This window comes from Aeromicrobium sp. 9AM (genome assembly GCF_902506105.1).
Taxonomy (GTDB): Bacteria; Actinomycetota; Actinomycetes; order Propionibacteriales; family Nocardioidaceae; genus Aeromicrobium.
The window spans coordinates 2,348,552-2,370,330 of record NZ_LR733304.1 but is presented as its reverse complement, the minus strand read 5'-3'; the positions used below and the strand labels follow the sequence as shown (position 1 = coordinate 2,370,330).

At 69.8% G+C, this 21,779-nt stretch carries 22 protein-coding genes; 17 read left to right on the top strand and 5 right to left on the bottom strand.

The genetic code is table 11. The features are described from left to right. Positions 1 to 112: 112 nt before the first annotated feature. Positions 113 to 1,324 (bottom strand): lytic murein transglycosylase, encoded by a 1,212-nt coding sequence (locus BOSE46_RS18210; RefSeq protein ID WP_201299667.1) that lies wholly within the window; start codon positions 1,322 to 1,324, stop codon positions 113 to 115. Between the two features lie 176 nt (positions 1,325 to 1,500). Between BOSE46_RS18210 and hemL the strand changes: the two genes are divergently transcribed. The 9 genes from hemL (at position 1,501) to BOSE46_RS18165 (ending at position 10,418) form a co-directional block, all read left to right on the top strand. Then, the gene (gene hemL / locus BOSE46_RS18205; protein ID WP_371415518.1) at positions 1,501 to 2,817 is read left to right on the top strand and encodes a glutamate-1-semialdehyde 2,1-aminomutase; all 1,317 of its coding nucleotides are present in this window, start codon (positions 1,501 to 1,503) and stop codon (positions 2,815 to 2,817) included. Positions 2,818 to 2,826: 9 nt separating this feature from the next. Next, positions 2,827 to 3,477 (top strand): histidine phosphatase family protein, encoded by a 651-nt coding sequence (locus BOSE46_RS18200; protein ID WP_159541578.1) that lies wholly within the window; start codon positions 2,827 to 2,829, stop codon positions 3,475 to 3,477. 35 nt (positions 3,478 to 3,512) lie between these two features. Continuing rightward, positions 3,513 to 4,073 carry a TlpA disulfide reductase family protein gene (locus BOSE46_RS18195; RefSeq protein ID WP_159541577.1) on the top strand — a complete coding sequence of 187 codons (561 nt, stop codon included), beginning with the start codon at positions 3,513 to 3,515 and terminating at the stop codon, positions 4,071 to 4,073. Beyond that, positions 4,070 to 4,822 (top strand): cytochrome c biogenesis CcdA family protein, encoded by a 753-nt coding sequence (locus tag BOSE46_RS18190; RefSeq protein ID WP_159541576.1) that lies wholly within the window; start codon positions 4,070 to 4,072, stop codon positions 4,820 to 4,822. Before BOSE46_RS18195 ends, BOSE46_RS18190 begins: the two co-directional genes overlap by 4 nt. Continuing rightward, on the top strand, positions 4,819 to 6,378 hold the full coding sequence (locus BOSE46_RS18185) for a cytochrome c biogenesis protein ResB (RefSeq protein WP_159541575.1): 1,560 nt from the start codon (positions 4,819 to 4,821) through the stop codon (positions 6,376 to 6,378). Before BOSE46_RS18190 ends, BOSE46_RS18185 begins: the two co-directional genes overlap by 4 nt. Next, on the top strand, positions 6,375 to 7,313 hold the full coding sequence (ccsB, locus tag BOSE46_RS18180; RefSeq protein ID WP_159541574.1) for a c-type cytochrome biogenesis protein CcsB: 939 nt from the start codon (positions 6,375 to 6,377) through the stop codon (positions 7,311 to 7,313). Before BOSE46_RS18185 ends, ccsB begins: the two co-directional genes overlap by 4 nt. Before the next feature lie 44 nt (positions 7,314 to 7,357). After that, the gene (locus BOSE46_RS18175) at positions 7,358 to 8,260 is read left to right on the top strand and encodes an ABC transporter ATP-binding protein (RefSeq protein ID WP_159541573.1); all 903 of its coding nucleotides are present in this window, start codon (positions 7,358 to 7,360) and stop codon (positions 8,258 to 8,260) included. Further along, a complete protein-coding gene (locus BOSE46_RS18170) occupies positions 8,257 to 9,330 on the top strand; it encodes an ABC transporter permease (protein ID WP_201299666.1) in 1,074 nt (357 codons plus the stop codon). The genes BOSE46_RS18175 and BOSE46_RS18170 overlap by 4 nt, the downstream gene beginning before the upstream one ends. Before the next feature lie 323 nt (positions 9,331 to 9,653). Continuing rightward, complete coding sequence (locus tag BOSE46_RS18165) at positions 9,654 to 10,418, top strand: DUF559 domain-containing protein (RefSeq protein WP_159541572.1); 765 nt, start codon at positions 9,654 to 9,656, stop codon at positions 10,416 to 10,418. Between the two features lie 57 nt (positions 10,419 to 10,475). On the opposite strand, the gene BOSE46_RS18160 is transcribed toward BOSE46_RS18165, so the two are convergent. Further along, a complete protein-coding gene (locus BOSE46_RS18160; protein WP_159541571.1) occupies positions 10,476 to 10,742 on the bottom strand; it encodes a PLD nuclease N-terminal domain-containing protein in 267 nt (88 codons plus the stop codon). 68 nt (positions 10,743 to 10,810) lie between these two features. Between BOSE46_RS18160 and BOSE46_RS18155 the strand changes: the two genes are divergently transcribed. Next, positions 10,811 to 11,077: a DUF4229 domain-containing protein gene (locus tag BOSE46_RS18155; RefSeq protein ID WP_159541570.1), complete on the top strand. Its 267-nt coding sequence runs from the start codon at positions 10,811 to 10,813 to the stop codon at positions 11,075 to 11,077. Beyond that, positions 11,058 to 12,143 (top strand): PLP-dependent cysteine synthase family protein, encoded by a 1,086-nt coding sequence (locus BOSE46_RS18150; RefSeq protein WP_159541569.1) that lies wholly within the window; start codon positions 11,058 to 11,060, stop codon positions 12,141 to 12,143. The genes BOSE46_RS18155 and BOSE46_RS18150 overlap by 20 nt, the downstream gene beginning before the upstream one ends. 10 nt (positions 12,144 to 12,153) lie before the next feature. Here BOSE46_RS18150 and BOSE46_RS18145 read toward each other — a convergent pair whose 3' ends face one another. Continuing rightward, the gene (locus tag BOSE46_RS18145) at positions 12,154 to 12,648 is read right to left on the bottom strand and encodes a metallophosphoesterase family protein (RefSeq protein WP_236551798.1); all 495 of its coding nucleotides are present in this window, start codon (positions 12,646 to 12,648) and stop codon (positions 12,154 to 12,156) included. A 1-nt stretch (position 12,649) separates the two neighbouring features. After that, on the bottom strand, positions 12,650 to 13,537 hold the full coding sequence (locus tag BOSE46_RS18140; RefSeq protein WP_159541568.1) for a 1,4-dihydroxy-2-naphthoate polyprenyltransferase: 888 nt from the start codon (positions 13,535 to 13,537) through the stop codon (positions 12,650 to 12,652). Positions 13,538 to 13,613: 76 nt separating this feature from the next. Here BOSE46_RS18140 and BOSE46_RS18135 point away from each other — a divergent pair, with 76 nt between their 5' ends. Next, entirely contained in the window at positions 13,614 to 14,174 is a 561-nt protein-coding gene (locus BOSE46_RS18135; protein WP_159541567.1) for a hypothetical protein, read from the top strand. After that, on the top strand, positions 14,171 to 15,214 hold the full coding sequence (locus BOSE46_RS18130) for an AMP-binding protein (RefSeq protein ID WP_159541566.1): 1,044 nt from the start codon (positions 14,171 to 14,173) through the stop codon (positions 15,212 to 15,214). The genes BOSE46_RS18135 and BOSE46_RS18130 overlap by 4 nt, the downstream gene beginning before the upstream one ends. A gap of 143 nt (positions 15,215 to 15,357) precedes the next feature. On the opposite strand, the gene BOSE46_RS18125 is transcribed toward BOSE46_RS18130, so the two are convergent. Continuing rightward, on the bottom strand, positions 15,358 to 16,017 hold the full coding sequence (locus BOSE46_RS18125; protein ID WP_159541565.1) for an SDR family oxidoreductase: 660 nt from the start codon (positions 16,015 to 16,017) through the stop codon (positions 15,358 to 15,360). 37 nt (positions 16,018 to 16,054) lie between these two features. Between BOSE46_RS18125 and BOSE46_RS18120 the strand changes: the two genes are divergently transcribed. The 4 genes from BOSE46_RS18120 to BOSE46_RS18105 all read left to right on the top strand — a co-directional run bounded on the left by BOSE46_RS18120 (position 16,055) and on the right by BOSE46_RS18105 (position 21,732). Continuing rightward, the gene (locus BOSE46_RS18120) at positions 16,055 to 16,999 is read left to right on the top strand and encodes an o-succinylbenzoate synthase (protein ID WP_236551797.1); all 945 of its coding nucleotides are present in this window, start codon (positions 16,055 to 16,057) and stop codon (positions 16,997 to 16,999) included. Further along, on the top strand, positions 16,996 to 18,570 hold the full coding sequence (gene menD / locus BOSE46_RS18115) for a 2-succinyl-5-enolpyruvyl-6-hydroxy-3-cyclohexene-1-carboxylate synthase (RefSeq protein ID WP_159541563.1): 1,575 nt from the start codon (positions 16,996 to 16,998) through the stop codon (positions 18,568 to 18,570). The genes BOSE46_RS18120 and menD overlap by 4 nt, the downstream gene beginning before the upstream one ends. Positions 18,571 to 18,637: 67 nt before the next feature. Next, positions 18,638 to 20,221 (top strand): GMC family oxidoreductase, encoded by a 1,584-nt coding sequence (locus BOSE46_RS18110; protein ID WP_159541562.1) that lies wholly within the window; start codon positions 18,638 to 18,640, stop codon positions 20,219 to 20,221. Continuing rightward, positions 20,218 to 21,732, top strand: coding sequence for an aldehyde dehydrogenase family protein (locus BOSE46_RS18105; protein ID WP_159541561.1), 1,515 nt, complete (start codon positions 20,218 to 20,220; stop codon positions 21,730 to 21,732). Before BOSE46_RS18110 ends, BOSE46_RS18105 begins: the two co-directional genes overlap by 4 nt. Positions 21,733 to 21,779 lie beyond the last annotated feature (47 nt).

The following is a 21,779-nucleotide window of genomic DNA, read 5'->3' as shown; positions in this document are numbered from 1 at the left end:
CCTCGACTCGGACGAGCAGCAAAGGCCCCGACCATAGGCCGAGCGAAGCGAGGCGGGCGCCCACGCGAAGCGTGGTGGCGACGAAGTCGCCTGCGGGCGGAGCCCGCGCGCCTCAGCTCAGCAGCGAGGTGATGCAGCTCAGCAGCTTGGTGACGTCGAGGACCGAGATGCCGCTTGCGAGGCACTGGACCTTGGCTTCGGCCCAGGTCAGCGTGGCCGAGCCGCCGCCACCCGTGTCGCCGGTGCCGCCGCCAGTCGTGCCGCCGGTGCTGCCGCCGCCGGTCAGGTCGGTGACGAGGCCATCGACCAGGCCGGTCACGCCGCCGCCGGAACCTCCGCCGGTGCCGCCGCCGGTGCCGCCGCCCGTGCCTCCGCCGGTCCCGCCGCCCGTGCCTCCACCGGTGCCACCCGTGCCCCCGCCTGCGCTGCCGCCGGGCTTGGGGTGGTTGGCCTTGGTCTCGGCCTTCTTGGCTTTCTTGCGCTCGTCGGCGCTCAGCGTCTGGTCGTTGGACGACGAGGTGAGCACGGTCGAGGTGGTGTAGCCGTTGGGCGACTGGGTGAAGTCACCCTGGGCGTAGCGGGCCGAGATGGCCAGGACCAGGTCGACGTAGGAGTCGGAGTGGTTGTAGCGCTTGACCGCGGCCGCCGCACCCGCCGGCGTCGACAGGTCGTCGGAGCCCGCGCACAGGTAGACGCCGGCCGAGGTCGCGGCGTCATCGATGTCCTGCGGGTTCTTCTTGCCGTCGTTGTCGGAGTCGACCGCGACGCTCTTCCAGGTGCCGGGGATGAACTGCATCGGGCCGACAGCGCGGTCGTAGACCGGGTCGTTGTCGAGCGAGCCGCTGTCGGTGTCGGAGATCTTGGCGCGACCGTCGCGACCGTCGAGCGCGACGCCGTAGATGCCGGGCGTCGCGACGCCGTCAGCGTTGAGCGAGTTGCCGCCGGTGCGTCCGTGGTTGGACTCGACGCGACCGATGGCTGCGACGAGGTTCCACGGGAGCTTGCAGGCCTTGTCGGCCTTGCTCAGCAGGTCCTCGGAGCGGTGGTAGGCGTAGAGCGCGGACGACGGGATGCCGTTGGTCGACAACGTCGACACGGTGCCCGCGAGGCCCGCCTTGGGGTCGACACCGGCAGGCGTCGGCTGGACGCTCGCGGGATCCTCGAACGCGGTCGCGGGGACGGCGGGGATGTCCGACGCCGAGGTGCCGTCGGATGCGGTCGCAAGGTCTGCGCGGGTCAATGCGGCACCCCATGCTCCGACAAGGACCGCCATCGGAACCAGGGCGCTGGCCTTCTGCCAACGCGTGAGCTTGCGAGCTCCCATAAGTACGTGCCCTCCATGCTGCCGCGACAGGTGCGACATAGCGTAAACCGATGTTACTGCCAGCCGAGACGCGCCGCAAAGCAGTGAACACCTTCACAACGAGGCCGACGGCCTCTTGGTTACGGTCGGCCGACGCCGCCGACCGACCGGAAATCCCATTGAGGACAATGGAAGGCGTGACTTCCAACCCCGCTTCGCAAGGCCTGTTCGACCGCGCCCGAGCCGTGTCGCCCGGAGGCGTCAACTCGCCGGTGCGCGCCTTCCGGGCCGTTGGCGGCACGCCGATCTTCATGCGGTCCGGCTCGGGGGCGTGGCTGACCAACCTCGACGGCAACCGGTATGTCGACCTCGTCGGGTCCTGGGGCCCCATGCTCCTGGGCCACGCGCACCCCGAGGTGCTCGCCGCGGTGTCGGCCGCCGTCAGCCGCGGCACGTCGTTCGGCACGCCCAGCGAGCCGGAGGTGCTGCTCGCCGAGGAGATCGTCGGGCGTACGCCGGCCGAGTCCGTGCGGCTCGTGTCGTCGGGCACCGAGGCGACGATGTCGGCGATCCGGCTGGCGCGCGGCTTCACCGGTCGCGACAAGATCGTGAAGTTCGCCGGCTGCTATCACGGTCACGTCGACGCGCTGCTCGCCGAGGCCGGCTCCGGCGTCGTGACCCTCGGCCTGCCCGAGACCCCGGGCGTACCGGCCCACGTCACGGCCGACACGATCGTGCTGCCCTACAACGACCGCGCCGCGGTCGAGGCCGCCTTCGAGGCGTACGGCGACCAGATCGCCTGCCTCATCACCGAGGCCGCGCCGGGCAACATGGGCGTCGTGCCGCCCGAGCCGGGATTCAACGGCTTCCTCGCCGAGACGTGCGCGAGCAACGGCGCGCTGTTCATCAGCGACGAGGTGATGACCGGGTTCCGGGTCACCCGGTCGGGCCACTGGGGCGTCGACGGGGAGCCCGAGGGCTGGCGGCCCGACCTGCTGACGTTCGGCAAGGTCATGGGCGGAGGCTTCCCGGCCGCCGCGTTCGGTGGTCGCCGCGACGTCATGGAGCAGCTCGCCCCGGTGGGTCCCGTCTACCAGGCCGGCACGCTGTCGGGCAATCCGATCGCGACGACGGCCGGGCTCACGACCCTGCGGCTCGCCGACGCCGAGGCATACGCGCGGCTCGATGATGCCTCGTCGCAGCTGCAGTCGCTCGTCGCCGACGCGCTCGACGCCGCCGGGGTGACGTACGCGCTGCAGAACGCCGGCAACATGTTCAGTGTCTTCTGGGGCGTCGACAAGCCGGTGACCGACTTCGCCGGCGCGCAGGCGCAGGAGTCATGGCGCTACAAGCCGTTCTTCCACGCGATGCTCGACGCCGGTGTCTACCTCCCGCCGAGTGCGTACGAGTGCTGGTTCGTCTCGGCGGCGCACGACTCGGAGGCACTCTCTAGAATTGCCGAGGCACTTCCCGCCGCCGCTCGTGCCGCAGCGCAGGCCAACCCCGAGAACTGAGGAAACCTGATGTCCGAACGTACGATCGTGCACCTGATGCGCCACGGCGAGGTCGAGAACCCCGACGGCGTGCTCTACGGCCGGCTGCCGGAGTACTTCCTGTCCGAGCTCGGTCACAAGATGGCTGAGAGGGTCGCCGACCACCTGTCCAAGAACGAGATCGTGCACATGGTGGCCTCGCCGCTCGAGCGCGCGCAGCAGACTGCCGAGCCGCTCTCGAAGCTCCTCGAGGTGCCGATCCATACCGACGACCGGGTCATCGAGGCGGCCAACCTGTTCGAGGGCAAGACGTTCGGCGTCGGCGACGGTGCGCTCAAGCGCCCCCAGAACTGGTGGATGCTGCGCAACCCGTTCCGGCCGTCGTGGGGCGAGCCCTACAAGGAGATCGCGGCCCGCATGCAGCTCGCGGTCCACGACGCCCGTGATGCGGCCCGTGGCCACGAGGCGGTCATCGTCTCGCACCAGCTGCCGGTCTGGATCGCGCGTCGGGCGTACGAGAAGAAGAGCTTCATCCACGACCCGCGCAAGCGGCAGTGCTCGCTGGCCAGCCTGACCAGCCTGACGTTCGACGGCGACGAGTTCGTCGGCTTCACCTACAGCGAGCCCGCGGGCGACCTCATCCCCGAGGCGTTGCGCAACAAGTTCGCCGGCGGCGCCTGACAGTGCACCTCACGAGCCGTACTCTCCGCGTCACGGTGGCGGTCGGGGCGCTGGTCCTCGTCGCCGCGTGCACCGGCGGCCGGGACCGGACGACCGACGGCTACGTCGGCGCTGACGGCAGCAAGAACGAGCTCGTCACGGTGGTGCCGGTCGGTGACCGCAAACCGGCCCCCAAGCTCGAGGGCGAGGGGCTGGACGGCAAGCCGCTGTCGATCGCAGACTTCGCCGGCAAGACCATCGTGATCAACCTGTGGGGCCCGTGGTGCCCGCCGTGCCGGGCCGAGGCGCCCGCCCTCAAGGAGGTCTCGAGCGAGTACGCCGACAAGGACGTGCAGTTCATCGGCATGCTCACGCGCACGCCCGACTCGTCCTCGGCGATCGCGTTCAACCGCAAGAAGGGCCTCACCTATCCGAGCTTCGCCGACGATGGCGGCCGCCTCGAGCTGGAGTTCGTCGACAGCCTGCCGACCACGGCGATCCCCACGACGTGGGTCATCGATGCCAAGGGCCGGGTCGCCGCCCGCATCATGGATCCCAAGCTGCGGGCCTCGACCCTTGCCGGCGTCATCGACGACGTGCAGAAGAGCACGTCGTGACGGGTTGGTTCGAGGACACCGTCTACTCCGGCAACCTGCTCCTCGCGGTGCCCGTCGCGATCCTGGCGGGACTCGTGTCGTTCTTCTCCCCGTGCGTCCTGCCGCTGCTGCCGGGCTACCTGTCGTACGTCTCGGGGGTCGCGGCCCAGGACCTGGCGTCGGCTCGGCGTGGGCGGTTGCTGGCCGGGTCGCTCCTGTTCGTCCTCGGCTTCAGCACCGTGTTCGTGCTGGGTGGGGCGCTCTTCGGGTCTGTCGGCCTGCGCCTCCAGGAGCACCAGCACACGCTGTCGATCATCACCGGCATCCTTGTCATCGTCATGGGACTGGTCTTCATCGGACTGGTCCCGCTCATGCAGCGTGAGGCCCGGGTGCACGCCGTGCCCACCGTCGGGCTCGCCATCGCACCGGTGCTCGGCGTGTTCTTCGGTCTCGGCTGGACCCCGTGCATCGGCCCGACCCTGACGGCGGTGCTGAGCCTGTCGTTCGCGACCGACGACGCCTCGGCGGCTCGGGGCGCGTTCCTCACGTTCGTCTACTGCCTCGGCCTCGGCATCCCGTTCGTGCTCGCCGCCCTCGGCTTCGGCAAGTTCATGCGTACGGTCTCGTGGTTCAAGCGGCACCAGCGCGGCGTCTCGATCGCCGGTGGCGTGCTGCTCATCGCCGTCGGCGTCATGCTCGTGACCGGCCGCTGGGACGACCTCGTCGGCGAGATGCAGACGTGGGTCACCGGATTCGAGGCGCCTCTATGAGCAGCAATGCGGTTCCCTCGCTGGGGCGCCGGGAGTTCACCCGGTGGTTCTGGCGACAGCTGACCTCGATGCGTACGGCGCTGTTCCTCCTCCTGCTGCTGGCGATCGCCGCGGTGCCCGGCTCGCTCGTGCCGCAGCGCGGTGTGGATGCGAGGGCCGTCGAGGCGTACTTCCTCGACCACCCCAAGAGTGCGCCGACCCTCGACAAGCTCGGCTTCTTCAGCGTCTACACGTCGCCGTGGTTCAGCGCGGTCTACCTGCTCCTGATGATCTCGCTGATCGGCTGCATCGTCCCGCGGTCGTTCGTCTACCTCCGCGCCCTGCGCGCCCGGCCGCCCAAGGCTCCGCGCAACTTCTCGCGGCTGCCCGCCTCGGCGTCGTTCGAGACGTCCGCGAGTGTCGACGAGGTCGTCGCAGCCGGTCGCCGGACCCTTGGCCGGGCCCGCGTCGACGTGGTCGAAGGTGAGCCCGGCACGGCCGAGGTGAGTGCCGAGCGTGGCTTCCTGCGGGAGGCTGGCAACCTGGTGTTCCACATCAGCGTCGTGGTGGTGCTGGTCGGCGTCGCGGTCGGCACCCTGTTCGGCTATCGCGGCTCGGCGATCGTGACGGAGGGGCAGGGCTTCTCCAACTCCCTGACGCAGTACGACGAGTTCGGCTCCGGGTCGCTGTTCAAGGCCGACCAGCTGCCGCCGTTCTCCCTCAAGCTCGACACGTTCACCGCGAAGTTCCAGCCGCTCGGCAGCCAGCAGGCCGGCGCGCCCCGGCTGTTCCGCGCCCAAGGGACGTACACCGCCAAGCCAGGCGCCGGCGAGCGTACGTTCGACATCACCGTCAACCACCCGCTCGAGATCAACGGCACGTCGGTGTTCCTCGTCGGCCAGGGCTATGCGCCGGTGCTCAAGGTCACCGACGCCAACGGTGAGGTCGTCTTCAACGAGCCGGTGCCCTTCCTGCCGAACGACCCGTCCTACACCTCCACGGGCGTCGTCAAGGTGCCCGATGCCGAGCCGGAGCAGCTGGGCTTCCAGGGCTTCTTCCTGCCGACCGCCGCCAGCGGGGCCAACGGCGCGTCGATCTCGGTCTACCCGGCGGCCGCCAACCCCCTGCTCGGGCTGTTCGTGTGGCACGGCGACCTCGGCCTCGACGGCGGCACGCCGCAGTCGGTCTACATCCTCGACAAGTCGAAGATGAAGCAGTACATGAACGGCGACAAGGGCTACCGCGTCAGCCTGCAGCCGGGCCAGTCGCAGAAGCTGCCCAACGGCGGCACGATCGAGTTCACCGGCCTCAAGCAGTTCGCCCGGTTCCAGATCAGCTCGTCGCCCGGCGTGCAGGTGCCGCTGATCGGCATCATCGCCGGCCTGCTGGGGCTCGTCACGTCGCTGACGATCAAGCCGCGCAGGACCTGGATCAGGGCCCGTCGCGACGGTTCACGTACCGTGGTTGACGTCGCCGTGCTCGACCGCGTCCCCCGTGACGACCTGCCCGCCGACCTGGACGACTTCCTCGAGCGGTTCCGCGAAGCGCTCGGAGAGACAGAGGAGAAGGCACGATGACCGCTGCGCAATATGAGCAGTTCTCCAACTATGCCGTCGCGTCGGCAACCGGCATCCTCGCGCTGGCCTTCGTGGCGTACGTCGCCCAGTGGGGCTTCGCGCGCAAGATCGCGCCCGACCGCGAGCTGGTGACTGCGGGCGGTGCAGGCGAGGCGCCGACCGCCGAGGACACCGCGTCGGAGCGCAGCGACGTCGCTGGCGGCATCGGCTTCTCGCTCACGGGCCTCGCCTGGCTCGTCCTGCTCGCCGGCGTCATCGCGCGCGGGCTCTCGGCCGAGCGCGTGCCGTGGGGCAACATGTACGAGTTCGGCTGCGCCGCGACCCTCATGGCCCTCACGGCATACATCGTGCTGGTCCGCATGTGGGCGATCGACTGGGTCGGCCCGATCATCACGGGATTCGGCACCGTCGTGCTGGGCCTGTCCGCGCTGGTGTTCGTCCCCCCCGGGCCGCTCGTGCCGGCGCTCCACTCGTACTGGCTCGTGATCCACGTGCTCGGCGCCATGATCTCCGGCTCGGCGTTCCTCGTCGGCGCCGCGGCGTCGGTGCTCTACCTCGTCAAGGCGCGCGCCGAGCGGACGACTCCCGAGGAGGACCGCGTCGGCTTCCTGTGGCGCATCCCGCCGTCGGCCAAGATCGACCAGGTCGCCTACCGCGTGCACGCCTTCGCGTTCCCCATCTGGACGTTCGCTGCGCTGATCGCCGGGCCGATCTGGGCGCAGTACGCGTGGGGTCGCTACTGGGGCTGGGACCCCAAGGAGGTCTGGGCCTTCATCACCTGGGTCGTCTACGCCGGTTACCTCCACGCCCGCGCCACCGCCGGCTGGAAGGGCAAGGCCGCCGCGATCATCGCCCTGATCGGGTTCGCGACGTTCGTGTTCAACTTCGTCGGCATCAACCTGTTCGTCTCCGGCATGCACTCGTACGCCAAGTAAGCCGCGGGTAGGAAACCGACAACCCGTCCCATAGGGTCATCGGTATGGGGGCAGAGATCACGGCCGAGGGCCTCGTCATGACGTACGGCGACGTGCGCGCGGTCGACGGCGTCAGCTTCACGGTGGCGTCGGGGGAGTTCTTCGGACTGCTCGGACCCAACGGCGCCGGCAAGACCACGACGCTGGAGATGGTCGAGGGGCTGCGCAAGCCGCAGGCCGGCTCGGTGCGCATCGACGGCCACGTGCCGTCCAGGCGTGAGCCAGAGCTGCAACGGCGGATGGGCGTGCAGCTCCAGGCGTCGTCGTTCTTCGAACGGCTCACCGCGCGGGAGCAGCTCGACACGTTCGGTGCCCTCTACGGCGTCCCCGCAGGGCGTACCGACGAGATGCTCGAGCAGGTCGGCCTGGTCGACAAGGCCGACGACCGCACCGAGGACCTGTCCGGCGGTCAGAAGCAGCGCCTGTCGATCGCGTGCGCGTTGATCCACGACCCCGATGTCGTGTTCCTCGACGAGCCGACCGCCGCGCTCGACCCACAGGCCCGCCGCAACCTATGGGACGTGCTGCGCAGCATCAACGACTCGGGCCGCACCGTCATCCTGACGACGCACTACATGGACGAGGCCGAGGCGCTGTGCGACCGCGTCGCGATCATGGACGCCGGCAAGATCCTCGAGCTCGACACCCCCGCTGCGCTCGTACGCGGACTCGACGCCCCCGTACGCATCAGCGTCGCGCCGGGCACGCTCGATGCCGAGGCGGCGCGGACGATCGCCGGCTCCGACGACGTCGCGGACGAGGAGTCCGGACTCACGATCACGACGCGAGACCCCGCCCGCATCCTCACAGAGCTCGCCCATCGCGATGCCCTGGACGGGCTCAGCGTCAAGGGCGCCTCGCTCGAGGACGTCTTCCTCGACCTCACCGGCCGGGAGTACCGCGCATGAATCCTCCCCGGATGACGGCGTTCAAGAGCCTCGCCGTGGCGATGCTCAAGGGATTCTTCCGCGACAAGATGGCGGTCTTCTTCGCGGTGATCTTCCCGCTGATGTTCCTGGCGCTGTTCGGTGGCCTGCTGGGCGACTCGGGCGGTTCCAAGATCGACGTCGAGCAGGTCGGCAAGGTCTCGGTGCTCGATGACGCACCCAAGGAGGTCCGGGCCTATCTCAAGGAGAGCCTCGACATCCACCGCACGACCGACGAGAAGGCCGCGATCCGCAAGGTCCGCAAGGGCGACGCCGACGCCATGATCACTCAGCGCGGCGACACCCTCGTCGTACGTTTCTCGCAGGCCGACCAGGTCAAGGCGGCGACCGTCCAGGGCACGTTCCAGGGCATCGTCCAGTCGGCCAACATCGCGGTCACCGGCCAGCAACCCAAGTTCGTTCTCGAGGCGGACCAGGTCGAGGACGACTCGTTGTCGACGATCCAGTTCTTCACGCCCGGCCTGATGGGCTGGGCGATCGCCTCCGGCGCGACGTTCGGAGCCGCGACCAACCTCGTCGTCTGGCGCAAGAACGGGTTGCTCCGCCGCCTGCGCCTGGCGCCCGTTCCGACGTGGGCCGTCGTCCTGGCCCGCATCGCCGTCAGCGTCGCGATCGCCGCGGTCCAGGCGGCGATCTTCATCGGTGTCGGGGTGGCCCTGTTCGGTCTGCAGCTGACCGGCTCGTGGCCCATGATCGTCCCGCTGCTCACGGCCGGCACGCTGTCGTTCATGGCCATCGGTCTGCTCGCGGGCGCGGTGGCCAAGAGTGAGGAGGCAGCGGTCGGCATCGCCAACTTCGTGGTGCTGCCGATGGCGTTCCTGTCCGGCTCGTTCTTCCCGCTCGACGGTGCCCCTGGCTGGGTCACGGCGGTCAGCGAGATCCTGCCCCTCAAGCACCTCAACGAGGGCATGCTCGACACGATGGTGCGCGGCGAGGGCCCGTCGTCGGCGCTGCTGCCGATCCTCATCCTGCTGGGCTTCGCCGTCGTCGTCTCCGCGGTGGCGAGCCGGGTCTTCCGCTGGGACGACTGACCACCCCCAACTTTTGAAGCGTTGCGGCCCAGTTGGCCGCGAAATGTGGGCCTCTAGTCTTCAAAAGCTGGGCCTGTGCGGGCCGACCGCCCGTTTCCACAGCTTGGTTGGCGCGGATGTCGTCGCCGTTCCGTTCCGTCAACGCTGGTGCCGTGCCGTCAGCCATCCCGATCCCGCAGGAGCTTCTCGCCGAACCGTTCACCATCGAGCAGGCCGCCTCGATGGGCGTCAACCGCAAGGTACTCCGTGGCCGGCGGTTCAGATCACTTTTCCGCGGCGTCTACGTGAGCACGTGTGTCGAGGTCACGCTCCGGACCTGGATCATGGCCGCACTCCTCGTCTTGCCGGGCGACGCGGTCGTCAGCCATCTCACCGCGCTCCGTTTGTGGGGCTTCGACGCGCGACGTTCGGATGAGCTTGAGTTTTCCACCAACACACATGCCGTGACGGCGCTCCCCGGCATCCGACTCCACCGCAGACAAGGGCGCCTGAAACCCCAAGAACGCGGTGGCCTCCCGGTCACCGGCCCTGACCGTACGTTCGTCGATTGCGCGTCGCGCTTGTCACTCATCCAGCTGGTGCAGGTGGCTGAGCACCTCATACACACTGGAGCGACGACGTTCGATCGGCTCGTGTCGTACTGCCTGGCACGGCACCTCCACGGCGTACGGCGTGCTCGCCGCGCCATGGCCTTCGTCGTCCCGGGCTCGGAGTCACCGATGGAGACGCTCGTGCGATTGATGCTGGTCTTCGCTCGGTTGCCGTGCCCGGAGCCGAACGTCTGGATCGTCGATGGCGCCGGCCGTCGGGTCGCTCGCGTCGACCTCCTCTACGCCCGGCACAAAGTCATTGTCGAGTACGACGGTTGGCAGCATGAGCGCAACTCGGCCCAACGGCAACGCGATCGAGAGCGCAGGGAGGTCCTCGAAGCCCTCGGCTACCGGTTGATCGTCGTGACCGACGCCGATCTTCGAACTCCGCGCTCGATACCTTGGCGCGTCCACGCGGCACTTGCCGCCAGGGGCTACGCCGGCCCCAGGCCCGTCACCAGCGACGTCTGGGATCGCTGGTTCACCCGCAACGTTTGATGGCTTGCGGCCCACTCTGACGGAGATCTTGGGCCGCAACGCTTCAAAAGTGGAGGGCTAGAGGCCGCGGAGGTAGTCGGGGTCGTCGTCGGGACCGCGCGGGCCCGGGTCGGGGCGAGTCGGCTTGGGCCGGCTGCCGCCGGGCGCCGATCGCTCGCGGCCGAGGAGCAGCCACAGCAGCGGGCCGATCGCGATCAGCAGGATCACCACGAACCAGATCGGCTTGGGGATGTAGCGGACCCGCTCCCGGGGCGTCGCGACGAGGTCGAACAACGCGTAGACGAACAGGGCCAGACTGATGACGATCAGTACGAACTTGCCCATGCGTCAACCGTACCGGTGGCACCGCAACCGGCTCTCTGGCTGACTTCCCGAACGATTAGGCTGCCGACATGAAGGCTTTCTGGACCTACACGCTCGCCCGCCTCGCCGTGTTCGCGGTGACGTTCGGTGTGGTCTGGCTGATCGCGTCGATCTGGGTCGAGTGGGGCAACCTCACGTCGCTCCTGGTGCTGCTGATCTCGCTCGTGCTCTCGTCGGTGATCTCGATCTTCGCGCTCGCCGGGCTGCGCGACAACCTCGCCCAGAACGTCCAGGAGCGGGCCGCGCGCATGACGCAACGCATCGAGGAGTCGCGCAATGCCGAAGACGTCGACTGAGAGCCGCGCCTGGATCGCCGAGGCCATCCGGCGGGTCGACGCCGACGCCAACCGCAGCGCCGACACCCACCTGCACGTGCTGCCGATCCCGGTCCCGGGAATCGACCTCTACCTCAAGGACGAGTCGGTCCACCCCACCGGCAGCCTCAAGCACCGCCTCGCCCGGTCCCTGTTCCTGTACGCCTTGTGCAACGGCTGGCTCAAGCCCGAGACGACGGTCATCGAGGCGTCCAGTGGTTCGACGGCGGTCAGCGAGGCCTACTTCGCGCGTCTCGTCGGGCTGCCGTTCGTCGCGGTCATGCCGGCCACGACGAGCCCGGAGAAGATCGACCTGATCGAGTTCTACGGCGGCCAGTGTCACCTGGTCGACGACCCCGGCACGGTCTACGACGTGGCCCAGCAGCTCGCGAGCAAGTGCGGCGGGCACTACATGGACCAGTTCACGTTCGCCGAGCGGGCCACCGACTGGCGGGGCAACAACAACATCGCCGAGTCGATCTTCGAGCAGCTGGCCGCCGAGCCGCACCCCTGCCCGAGCCTCATCGTGGTGGGCGCCGGCACCGGCGGGACGTCGGCGACGATCGGTCGGTTCGTCCGCTACCGCCGGCACGACACCCGGGTCGTGGTGGCCGATCCCGAGAACTCCGCCTTCTTCGGCGGCTGGGAGGCCGACCGGTCCGACGTCACGACCGATCAGCCTTCCCGCATCGAGGGCATCGGCCGGATGCGGGTCGAGAAGTCGTTCGTCGGCGGGGTCATCGACGACATGGTCCACGTGCCCGACGCCGCCTCGATCGCGGCGATGCGCTGGGTGTCCGACATCCTCGGCCGGCGCGTCGGCGGCTCGACCGGCACCAACGTGTGGGCGTCGCTCCAGCTCATCACCGAGATGCGCGGCAAGGGTGAGTCCGGCAGCGTCGTGACGCTGCTGTGCGACGGCGGCGAACGCTACGGGCACACCTACTACGACGACGCGTGGCTCGAGTCCAAGGGTCTCGACATCGCCCCGTACGCCGCTGCGCTCGCCGAGTTCGACACGACCGGAGTGCTGCCGGCCGTCACGTGACCGCTCGGCGCTAGCTGACTGGAATGATCTCGGCCGACAGCAGGACGCCGTCGTCGATCACGAGGCGGCCCATCGTGCCGTGGGGCTGACGCCGTTTGTCGGTCGGCGAGCCGGGATTGAACAGTCGCTGGCCGTCCTGCTCGGTGTCCCACGGGATGTGCGAGTGACCGAACACGACGAGGTCGGCGTCGGGGAACCGGCCGCGCATACGGGCGGCACGCCCGACCTTGTCACCAGAGATGTGGATCATGGCGACCTTGAGGCCGTCGAGGTCGAGCTCGAGCGTCTCCGGCGCGCCCCACGCGGCGACGTCAGGTCCGTCGTTGTTGCCGAGCACGACGTGCACCGGGGCGTACGCGGCAAGCTCGTCGAGCACGCTGGGCGTGCACACGTCGCCGGCGTGCAGGATGACGTCGACATCGGTCAGCTGCTCGGCGACGGCTGCCGGCATGGACTTCCAGAAGCGCGGCGCGTGGGTGTCGGCGAGGACCGCGACGCGCAGCACGTCAGGCCCCGATGAACAGCCCGAGCGCCAGCCCGACGGCGTACACCAACTCCGCCAGGCCCGTGTCGCGCAGGACCGGTATCAGCGCCATGCCCTTGCCGCCCGACGCGACGACCTGGCGGGCGCGTACGGCCAGAGGCACCATCGCGAGCCCGAGCAGGGCCCAGAGCGTGAACACCGAGGCCCACACCAGCGCGGCGATCGCAACGAGCAGGAGGAACGCGTAGAACCGCCGGGTCCACCTGTCGCCCAGCACGACCGCGAGGGTCTTCTTGCCCGTCACCGAGTCGGTCGGGATGTCGCGCAGGTTGTTGGCGACGAGGATCGCGCAGGCCAGTGAGCCGACGCCGAGCGCACACGCGCCCGCGAGCCAGGTGAATTCACCGATCTGCGCGTACGCCGTGCCGAGCACCGCGACGAGGCCGAAGAACACGAAGACGCTGACCTCGCCGAGCGCCCGGTAGCCGTACGGAGAGGGCCCGCCCGTGTACGTCCACGCCGCTCCGATCGCGGCGACGCCGACCAGCAGGAGCCACCAGCTCGAGGTCGCGGCCAGGGCGAAGCCGAAGGCGCCACCGAGCGCGAGGAACAGCAACGCCGCCCGCTTGACCTTGCCCGCCGGCACGAGCCCGGAGCCGACGAGCCGCAGCGGGCCGACGCGGTCGTTGTCGGTGCCCTTGATGCCGTCGGAGTAGTCGTTGGCGTAGTTGACGCCGATCTGCAGCGAGAGCGACACCCCGAGCGCGAGCAGGGCCTTCCACCAGACGTACGCGTCGGCGAAGGCGGCGGCACCGGTGCCGGCCAGGACCGGAGCGACGGCGGCCGGAAGGGTGCGGGGGCGGGCGCCGGCGACCCAGAGCTGGGTGGGCGAGAGGCTGGGGGTGGTCACGAACGACCAGTCTGCCACCTGACAGTCTGTCAACGTCGAGTTGACGCGATTGGGTCGTCAAGTTAGCGTTGACAGCATGACGATCGACGACGAGGAGTTCTCCGGCCTGATCGGCCGCGCCATCGCCCGACTCGATCCGACGATCGAGCGCCGCCTCGAGAGCGAGGCCCAGGCGCACCTCGATCTGGTCGTGCTGACCAACCGTACGCACGAGGAGGCCGGGCGTCTGCTGCGCTCCGCCGTGACGTCGGCGCGCGCCGCCGGCTGGAGCTGGGAGGCGATCGGCTCGGCCCTCGGCATGAGCCGGCAGGCCGCGCAGCAACGCTTCGGCCACCGCCCGCAGCCGATCCCTGGCACCGCCGAGCACCGCCAGCTCGTCGGCCTGACCGCGTTCAACGAGATCGACGTGCTCAACGCCTGGGGACGCCACGGCTGGCACTCGATCGGCTACGGCCCGCTGTTCCATGACGTCGAGAAGTCGCCCGTGCAGTGGGAGCACAGGCGGGCCGTGGTCGGCAGCCGCAAGGCCAAGGACCTCGAGGCCAAGGGGTGGGAGCGCATCGGCACGATGTGGTTCCCGTGGACGTACCTCAAGCGGCACCTTGACGCCCCCGCCGAGCCCGGCGAGCCGGCATGAGCCCCAGCCTCCGGCCGGTCGCGGGGGCGCCCCGCGAGGTGTTCGCCCTCGTCGAGGCGTGGGTGCGCGACGGGGGCGAGCCGATCGTGATCCGTACGTCCGGCAGCACCGGCGAGCCCAAGGACGTCGTGCTGTCCCACGCAGCGGTGCTGGCCTCGGCGCACGCGAGCCTCGCCCGTCTCGGCGGCCCGGGTGGCTGGTTGCAGGCCATGCCGGTCACGGGCGTCGGGGGCCTGCAGGTGCTCGTACGCTCTGCGGTCGCCGGGCTCGAGCCCGCGTACGCCGATGAGCACGCGTCGCTGGCGGCGGCGATCGCTGCGGTGCCGGGGGAGCGACGGTACGCCTCGCTGGTGCCCACACAGGCGCACCGGCTCGTGGAGTCCGGCGAGGTCGGGGTGCTCGCGGATCTCGACGCGGTGCTGATCGGCGGTGCCGCCGTGCCGTCGGACCTGCTCGACGCGCTGCGGTCGGCCGGCGTGCGGGTCGTGCGGACGTACGGGATGAGCGAGACGTGTGGGGGTTGTGTCTACGACGGGGTCCCGCTCGACGGTGTGCAGATGCGCATCGACGAATCGGGTCAGGTGCAGCTCGCCGGCCCGATGCTGTTCGACGGCTACGCCGATGCCGAGGCGACCGCGCGAGTGCTGCACGACGGCTGGTTCGCCACGGCGGACCTCGGCGAGATCGATGACGAGGGGCGGCTGCGGGTCACCGGCCGGATCGACGACGTCGTCATCAGCGGCGGCGTCAACGTGCCACTGCCGGCCGTGACGGCGGCTCTGCGTACGTACGAGGGAGTGCGAGATGCGGTGGCGATCGGCGTGCCGGACGAGGAGTGGGGGTCTCGGGTCGTCGCGTTCCTCGTGCCCGACGACGCGGTGTGCCTCGACGGGCTGCGCCTCGACGAGCTGCGCGACGGGGTCGAGGAGGCCGGGCTGCCGAGGGCGTGGGCGCCACGAGAAGTCGTCCTCGTCGATGCCCTGCCTCTGCTGCCCGGCGGCAAGGTGGACCGGGAGGGGTTGCGTCGTTCAGCCGGCTGAGTAGTTCCCGGCCTACGACCTAGTGACGCTGACAAGTCACTTAGCGCCCACCGACGAGGTGGTTCCTGCTCAGCTTGCGCAGGCTTTTGACCTCCTCGGCAGGCGCTAAGAGACTCGTCAGCCGGCGCTGCCTGCGGCGCGCCTCAGGCCACCGCGCCGGCGATCGCGTCGTCGATCGGGTGCTCGCCGCTGACGAGCTCCCACTGACGGTTGATCGTGGCCGGCTCGTCGAGCGCCGCGACGATCACGGCGGCGACATCGGCACGAGGCACCTGCCCGCGCTCGACCGTCTCGGCCAGCTCGACGTGCCCGGTCGGCTCGTCGTCGGTCAGGCCGCCGGGCCGGATGATCGTCCAGTCCAGGTCGCTGCCGCGCAGGGCGATGTCGGCGTCGCGCTTGGCCTCGACGTACGCCGTCCAGACGTCGCCCGCATCGGCGTCGATCGGCTGGTCGACGGCGATCGCGGAGATCTGCACGAACCGGGAGATGCCCGCCTTGCGCGCACCCTCGATCGACTTGAGCGAGCCCTCGAGGTCGACGGTCCGCTTGCGCTCGATGTTGCCGTCGGGGCCGCCGCCCGCGGCGAACACCACCGCTTCGGCGTCACCGAACGACGAAGCGAACGCGTCCGCGTCGTCCTGCTCGATGTCGAGGATGCCGACCTCGGCGCCGAGACCCTCGAGCTCGGCCGTGTAGTCGGGGTTGCGGACAAGCGCCACAGGCTGGTGTCCGGCGGCGGCGAGCTGGGGGATCAGGAGGCGGGCGATCTTGCCGTGGCCCCCGACGATGGCGATTCGAGTCATGGTTCGACAGTACGACGGCGGGGCTAGGGTTCAACTCGTGCAGTTTCGTACGTACGCCATCTCGATGCCGACGCGGTTCCGCGGCATCGACCGGCGCGAGGGGATGCTCGTCGAAGGCCCGGCCGGCTGGGCCGAGTTCAGCCCATTCCTCGACTACGACGCCCGCGAGAGCGCGCCCTGGCTCGCCGCAGCGCTCGACTCGGCCGAGCGCGAGTGGCCCACGCCCGTACGCTCGCAGGTCGCGGTCAACTGCACCGTCCCGGCCGTCGGTCCTGACCAGGCAGCCGCCATCGTGCGTCGCAGCGGCTGCTCCACCGCCAAGGTCAAGGTCGCCGAGAAGGGGCAGGCCCGCGCCGACGACATCGAGCGCGTCGAGGCGGTGCGCGACGCGATCGGGCCCCAGGGCAAGGTCCGCGTCGACGCCAACGGCGGCTGGTCCGTCGACGAGGCGATCAGCGCGATCGCGGCCCTCAACCTGGCCGCCCACGGCCTGGAGTACGTCGAGCAGCCGTGTGCGTCCGTCGAGGACCTCGCCGCCGTACGCCGCAAGGTCGGCGTGCCGGTCGCGGCCGACGAGTCGATCCGCCGGGCCGACGACCCGTTCCGCGTCGTCGAGCTCGAGGCCGCCGACATCGCGGTGCTCAAGGTCGCGCCGCTCGGCGGCGTGCACGCATGCCTGCGGATCGCCGAGCAGATCGGCCTGCCGGTCGTGGTCTCCAGCGCCGTCGAGACGTCGATCGGCCTCGCCGCCGGCCTTGCCCTCGCCGCGGCTCTGCCGGAGCTGCCGTACGCCTGCGGCCTCGCCACCACGTCGCTGCTCGCCGGCGATGTCGTCGCCCAGCCGCTGAGGCCCGTCGACGGGTTCCTGCCCGTCGGGCGTCAGGTGCTCGACCCCGCGGCGTACGACTCGGTGGCCGCCGACGGTGAGACCGACGCCCGCTGGCAGGCGCGACTGTCGGCCGTACGAGCGGTGCTCGCATGACAGATGAACAACGGGCCGTCGGCGTCGCCAGGCGATTCGTGATGCAGCTGCTGGCCTGTCACGTGACGGACGCGGTGCTGTCGCCCGGGTCGCGGTCGGGTCCACTCGCACTGGCGCTCGCCGCAGCTGACGAGCAAGGACTCATCCGCCTGCACGTCCGCGTCGATGAGCGCGAGGCCGGGTTCCTGGCCCTCGGCCTGGCCAAGGCGGCGCGGCGGCTCGTGCCGGTGGTCACCACGTCCGGCACCGCGGTCGCCAATCTCCATCCCGCGATGCTCGAGGCCAGGCACGCAGGTGTCGAGGTCCTGGCGGTCACGGCCGACCGGCCGGCGCGGCTGCGCGGTACCGGCGCCAACCAGACCACCGACCAGCGCGAGATCTTCCCCGGGGTGCCGTTCATCGAGCGGGTCAACCAGATCGACGGCGGCCCCGCGCACCTCAACCTCGAGCTCGACGAGCCGCTCGTCGAGCCGATCGACTGGGACTTCGAGATGGACGTTCCTTTCGACAGGCTCAAGGAGCGGTCCTTGAGCCTGTCGAAAGGACATCACCTCCCGATCGGCCCGCGCACCGTCGTCGTCGCCGGAGACGACGCCAAGCAGCCCGCCCGTGTGCTGGCCCGCGACGCCGGCTGGCCGCTGCTCGCCGAACCCAGCTCGGGCTCGCGCAACGGCGAGGCCCTCATCGCGTACCGGATGCTGCTGCAGCACTCGCCGCTCGCCGAGCAGATCGAGCGCGTCGTCAGCTTCGGTCATGCCACGCTGTCCCGCCCGGTCACGCGGCTCCTGGGCCGCACCGACATCGAGATCGTGCACGCCGGCACGCAGGAGACGTTCCCGGTGCCGGCCGGTCCCAACGTCCGGTTCGCCGAGGTCGTCGAGCCTGCGGGGGAGCCGGAGCCGGCCTGGCTCGACGAGTGGAAGGCCGCCGATGCGAAGGCGACCGCGGCGATCGACGCCGAGCTGGACGGCACCACCCCGTACGACGTCGCGCGCACGATCAACGCAGCGGTGCCGCCCGAAGGGCTGCTGTTCATCGGCTCGTCCAGCCCCATCCGCGACCTGGACCTCGTCGCTCGCCCCTACACGGTCGGCGAGCGGCGCCTGGTCATCGCCAACCGCGGGCTCGCCGGCATCGACGGCGTGCTGTCGAGCGCGATCGGCGCGGCCCTCGCGCGTACGTCCAGCCGCTCGATCGCGTACGTCGGGGACCTCACGTTCCTGCACGGCAGCAACGGCCTGCTGATCGGACCCGGTGAGCCTCGGCCGGACCTGACGATCGTGGTCGTCAACGACGACGGCGGCAGCATCTTCTCGACGCTCGAGCAGGGCGCGCCGGAGTATGCCGCGACGTTCGAGCGGGTCTACGCGACGCCGACGGGCGCTGACATCTCCGCCCTCTGCGCGGCGTACGGGGTGTCGCACCGTCGCGTCGCCCCGGCCGACCTCGCCGCCGCGCTCGAGGAGGACGTGCCCGGGATCCGGGTCCTCGAGGTGCCGATCGACCGGTCCGGGCGCCGCGACCTGACCGCCAGGATCGGCGCCGCCGTCAGGGCGGTCCTGCAACCCTGACAGTGGTTGTGTCATTGACATACCCGCAGTAGGTTGTGTCTCACGTCACGGCCGCTGAAAGGGAGTCATGGGCGACGACAGCTACGACTACATCGTCATCGGATCCGGCAGTGCGGGCGGCGTCGTCGCGGCCCGCCTGAGCGAGGATCCGTCCGTCTCCGTCCTCCTGCTGGAGGCCGGTCCCGACGACGATGACGACATGATCCACCTGCCCGCGGGCTTCTCGGCGCTGTTCAAGACCAAGTGGGACTGGGGCTACCAGACGACCCCGCAGAAGCAGCTCGGCGGCCGGCGTGCCGACTGGCCACGCATGAAGGCGCTCGGCGGCTGCTCGTCGATGAACGCGATGATCTACATCCGCGGCAACCGTGCCGACTACGACGAGTGGCGCGACGCGTACGGCGCCACCGGCTGGGGCTACGACGACGTCCTGCCCTACTTCAAGAAGTCTGAGGGCAACACGCGGCTCGACGGCGAGTTCCACGGCTCCGACGGCCCGCTGCACGTCGAGGACCGCCGCTACACGCATGAGCTCAGCCATGCGTTCGTCGAGTCCGCGGTCTCCGCCGGCTTCAAGCGCACCGAGGACTTCAACGGCGCCGAGCAGGAGGGGGCCGGTCTCTACCAGGTGACCTGCAAGAAGGGTCGCCGCTGGTCGGTCGCGGACGCCTACATCCACCCGGCTGCCAAGCGCACCAACCTGACCGTGCTGACCGAGGCGTTCGTCGCCCGCATCGAGATGGAGGGCACGCGCGCGACCGGCGTGACCTACCGCCGCGGTGGCGTCACCCACACGGCGCGCACCAACGCCGAGATCGTGCTGTCGGCGGGAGCCATCGCCAGCCCGCAGATGCTGATGCTGTCCGGCATCGGCCCGGGCGCGCACCTGCGCGAGCACGGCATCGACGTACGGGTCGACCTGCCCGGCGTGGGCCAGAACATGCAGGACCACCCGATCGCCGGTGCGCTGTTCTACACCAAGGACACGACCGACCTCGCCGAGTTCCTCAGCCTCGGCAACGTGGTCAAGGCGCAGGCGGCCGGGCGCGGGCCCCTGAGCTCCAACGTCGCCGAGGCTGGTGGCTTCTTCACCTCGCGCGACGACCTCACGGCGCCCGACCTGCAGTTCCACGTGCTCCCGGCGGGGTTCTACGACAACGGCCTGCACGAGCCCGTACGCCGCGGGCTGACGGTCGCCTCGACGCTCGTGCGCGTCGAGAGCAAGGGCTACATCAAGCTGCGCTCGGCCGACCCGACCTGGCACCCCGAGATCGAGCCCAACTACTACGACGACGGCGTCGACCTCGACGCGATGCTCGAAGGCTTCCGCCGGCTGTTCGAGGTCGTCAGCCAGGGTCCGCTCGCCAAGTACATCGCCGAGCCGTGGGAGCCGGCGACCCGCAATCCCACGACCGACGACTTCATCGGCACGATCAAACGGCTCGGCCAGACGGTCTATCACCCCGTCGCGACCTGCGCGATGGGCACGGTCGAGGGCAGCGTCGTCGGCCCCGACCTCAAGGTCCACGGCGTCGAGGGCCTCCGGGTCGCCGACGCCTCCGTCATGCCGCGCGTACCCCGTGGCAACACCAACGCACCTGCCATCATGGTCGGCGAGAAGGCTGCCGACCTCATCAAGGAGTCACGATGACCGCAACTCTGGAGCCCACTGCCGAGAGCGGCACCGCGCCGACCTTCGAGTCGCTCAACCCGGCCAACGGCGATGTCGTCGGCACCTTTCCCGTCCAGGGCAAGACCGAGGTCGACGCTGCCGTGGCTCGGGCCCGTGAGGCGGCCGCGTGGTGGGGCGGCCTGTCGTTCAAGGAGCGCGGCGACTACCTCCTGACCTGGCGCAGCGTCATCACCCGACGCATCGCGCAGCTCGCCGAGCTGTCGCACCGCGAGACCGGCAAGCCGCACGGCGACGCGCAGCTCGAGATCATCATCGCCATCGACCACATCGCGTGGGTCGCCAAGCACGCCAAGAAGATCCTCGGGCCCCAGAAGGTCTCGCCGGGCCTGCTCATGGCCAACCAGGCCGCGTCCGTCGAGTACCACCCGCTCGGTGTCGTCGGCGTCATCGGACCGTGGAACTACCCGGTCTTCACGCCGATGGGCTCCATCGCGTACGCCCTGGCCGCCGGCAACTCCGTGGTCTTCAAGCCCAGTGAGTACACGCCCGGTGTGGGCCAGTGGCTGGCCGACACGTTCACCGAGGTCGTGCACGGGCGTCCGGTGCTGCAGGTCGTCACGGGCCTCGGCGAGACCGGCGCCGCGCTCTGCACCGCAGACATCGACAAGCTGGCGTTCACGGGGTCCGGGCCGACCGGCAAGAAGGTCATGGCGGCGTGCGCCCAGAATCTCACGCCCGTCCTCATCGAGGCCGGCGGCAAGGACTCGCTGATCGTCGACGAGGACGCCGACCTCAACAAGGCCGCCGAGGCTGCGCTCTGGGGCGGCATGTCGAACGCCGGCCAGACCTGCATCGGCACCGAGCGCGTCTACGTCCACGAGAAGGTCTTCGACGCGTTCATGAAGGAGATCACCGAACAGGCCAAGGACCTGCGCGCCGGCGACGACCCGGGGGCGAAGCTGGGCCCCATCACGATGCCGTCGCAGATCGGCATCATCAAGAGCCACATCGACGATGCGATCGCCAAGGGCGCCACGGTCGTGATGGGCGGCTCGGACGCCGTCGGCGAGCGGTTCGTCCAGCCGACGATCCTGACGCACGTCCCCGAGGACTCCACCGAGATCACCGAGGAGACGTTCGGCCCCACGCTGGCGATCAACCCGGTCGCGAGCATGGACGAGGCGGTGGAGCTGACCAACGCGACCTCGTACGGTCTCGCCGGCTCGGTGTTCGCCAAGAAGAACGGCGTCGACATCGCCCGCCGCGTGCGCTCGGGCATGACGTCGGTCAACTCGGTCATCGCGTTCGCCGCGGTGCCGGGCCTGCCGTTCGGCGGCGTGGGACAGTCCGGATTCGGCCGGATCCACGGACCGGACGGGCTCAAGGAGTTCACGTACGCCAAGGCGATCACCCGGCAGCGCATGAAGCCGCTGATGATGCTGACGTCGTTCGCGCGCGACGCCAAGACCGACGGCAAGGCGCTCAAGCTCATCACCGTCATGCATGGAGGCAAGAAAACCCTCAGGTAGGCCCACCTAGGTACCTCAGATCTGGAATGTCACCAGAATCTAGGTAG